At 77.6% G+C, this 2,829-nt stretch carries 3 protein-coding genes; 2 read left to right on the top strand and 1 reads right to left on the bottom strand.

Annotated features, from left to right (window positions below):
- On the bottom strand, nt 1-1,243 hold a 1,243-nt coding region (locus tag ABZ641_RS31800; RefSeq protein ID WP_359987427.1), incomplete at its 3' end, for an alpha/beta fold hydrolase.
- 93 nt (nt 1,244-1,336) lie between these two features.
- Between ABZ641_RS31800 and ABZ641_RS31795 the strand changes: the two genes are divergently transcribed.
- Nucleotides 1,337-2,257 (top strand): MerR family transcriptional regulator, encoded by a 921-nt coding sequence (locus tag ABZ641_RS31795; RefSeq protein WP_359987430.1) that lies wholly within the window; start codon nt 1,337-1,339, stop codon nt 2,255-2,257.
- 181 nt (nt 2,258-2,438) lie between these two features.
- The coding region (locus tag ABZ641_RS31790; protein ID WP_359987424.1) for a tyrosine protein phosphatase at nt 2,439-2,829 on the top strand (391 nt) is incomplete at its 3' end.

Here is a 2,829-nt window from a genome sequence, read left to right as displayed (position 1 = left end):
CCGGGCCCCAGGCGGGCAGCGGCGCGAGCACCGGGTAGCTCGCCGCCGTGCACCGCAGCCACGGCTCCGGCGTGCGGAGCGCGTCCGCGAGCAGCAGCCCGCCGCCGGAGAAGAACCACAGGGCGATCCGGTCCGGGGCGACCCGCGGATCGGCGCGCAGCAGGTCGACGGCCGCGGCGAGGTCCCCCGCGGCCTGCGGGTAGTCGGCGAAGCCGTGCAGCCGGTGGTCGACCACCGCGCCGACCGCGCCGAGCTCCGCGGCGTACCGGGCGTGGCCGACCAGCCCCGGCCAGTCCCGGGGCGTGGGCCGCACCTCGGCCGGGAGCGGGCCGCCGTGGACGAACAGCACCGCCGGGCGGCGGTCCCGGGGGCCGGCGCCGTCGGGGAGGTACAGGTCGACCCGGCCGGTCCGCTCGCGCGGCCGCTCCGGCGCCTCCAGCACGAAGGGCCGCAGGTGCGGGGGCGCTTCGGCGGTCGGAGTGAGCCGGTGGCCCTCCCCGGCGGCGGACCGCCGCAGCACCTCGGCCAGTTCACCGGGGGAGGAGAGCATCGGCCAGTGCCCGGTGGCGAGTTCGAAGAAGCGCACCGCGGGGTCGGTGAGCTTCCGGGAGACCGGGTCGTCGCCGGAGGCCACCACCCGGAGCATGGCGATCGTCATGCCGCTGCCGGTGCACAGGATCCCGGTGGAGGGCAGTGCGGCCGCGGCGCCCGAGAGCCTCAGCGGACGGGTGAGCGTCCCGGAGGGCTGCGGTACGGCGTGCGCGGTCAGCCGGGCCAGCGCCCCGTCCGACAGTCCCGCCGTGCTGCCCCAGCGCCGCCACGCGTCGGCGGTCGGCACGGGCACCTCGGCGAGGACCGGACCGGCGCCGAGCAGCCGCGTACGGACCTCCTGGTCCGGCACCGACTGCGCCGCCGTGTCGCCGTCCCCGGGCATACCGGCGTCCAGGTGCACGACCCGCGCGATCCGCTCCGGACGCCGGTCGGCGGCGCCCAGGACCGGATGGATGCCGTAGCCGTGGCCGACGAGCACCACCTGTGGCGCGGCCACGCCGTCGACCACCCGCAGCACGTCCCCGACGTGCGTCTCCAGGTCGGTGCCGGCCGGCGCCGTCCCGGCCGGCCCGTCCATGCCCGTCAGCGCCACCGGGTGCACCTCCGCCCCGGACTCCCGCAGCCGGTCCGCCACCTCCTCCCAGATCCAGCTCCCGGTGAACCAGCCGGACACCAGCACGAACACCGCCATCGTCGCCTCCTCGCCCGCTCCGGCGGCCCGGTCGGCCGCCCGCGTGTGCCGGTACGGTAGGAACTCCCCCTGAGGGAGGTTCAAGTCGTGTTCATGGCCGATCTGTGGAGCATCGGGGAACTCGCCGAACGGGCGGGCGTCACCGTGAAGACCGTCCGCTTCTACTCCGACCGCGGCCTGCTCCCCGAGGCCGCCCGCAGCACCGGCGGCCACCGCAGGTACGGGCCCGGGGCGCTCGACCGGCTGCGGCTGATCCGCTCGCTGCGCGCCCTCGACCTGCCCGTCCCCGAGATCGACCGCGTCCTGCGCCGCGAGGACACCGACACCGGGGCCGACGCACTGGAGGATGCCGTCGCCCGGCAGTTGAAGGAGCTGGGCACCCAACTCGCCGCACTGCGCTGGCGGGAGGCCGCCCTGCAACTGCTGCGCGACTGCACCGCCGAGGAACGCGCCGACCGGCTCCGGCTGATCGGCGCGGTCGCCACCCCGCCCGACACCACCGCGCTGGCCCGCTACTGGCGGCGGGTCCTGCCCCGCGGCCTGTCCACCCGGCAGATCCGGTGGATCGTCGACGCGGCGGTGCCGCAGCCGCCCGCCGAGCCGCGGCCGGCCCAGGTGCTGGCCTTCGCCCGGATGCACGCCCTCGCCACCATGCCCTGCCCCGCCGGCGGCAGCGACGCGCCGCCCCCGGCGGACGCCCGCGACCACCGCCCGGCCGTGCTCTACGACGGCCTCGGCGAGGCGTACGAGCTGGCCGCCCCGGCCCTGCGCAGGGGAGGGGCACCGCAGCCGGGCGAGGCGCTCGACTGCTTCGTCGCCGCGTACGCCGGGGCCCACGGCGACCGGGACACCCCGCTGTTCCGCCGCCGGCTCGTCCGCCGCCTCGACGCCCTCGCCCACCCGGTGATGGACCGCTACTGGCAGCTCGCCGGCGAACTCGCCGACCCGGCCACCCCTACCCTCGGCGCCGCCCACGACTGGCTCCGCGCAGCCCTGACGGCCGACCCGGCCTGACCGGCCACCGGCCTCTCGGCCTGCCCGGCCCAGTGGCTGCGCCGGACACCGCGGTACGCTGACACCCACCCCGTGGCCGCCACGCGGGCGATCCGCTCCCTCGACGTTCCGTCAGGTCTTCGAGCGCCGCCCGACGTCCCGCCCGGGGCCCACTCCCTCCCGAGCGAAATGCGGTGCCGCCGTGCGCGCCTCCCTGTTCACCGTCGACCTGCCCGGCCCCGGCCGGCTCAGCACCATGGCCCGCCCGCGCGGCCACGACTGGCTGCCGGACGAGATGGCCGCGCTGGCCGCCGCCGGTGCGGACGTGCTCGTCTGCGCGCTCACCGCGGACGAACGCGAGGAACTCGGCCTCACCGCCGAGCCCGAGCTCGCGACCGCCGCCGGACTGGAGTACGTGGCCCTCCCGATCCCCGACCGGACGGTCCCCGACCCGGCCGCCGTGCTGCCCGTCCTCCACCACCTGACCGCACGACTGCACCACGGCGCCCACGTGGTGACGCACTGCCGGGCGGGCATCGGCCGCTCCTCCCTGCTCGCGGTCTCCCTCCTCGTCCTCGGGGGCACCCCACCCG

Source organism: Kitasatospora sp. NPDC007106, from assembly GCF_040634455.1.
Taxonomy (GTDB): domain Bacteria; phylum Actinomycetota; class Actinomycetes; order Streptomycetales; family Streptomycetaceae; genus Kitasatospora; species Kitasatospora arboriphila.
This window is presented reverse-complemented; position numbering and strand designations above follow the sequence as displayed.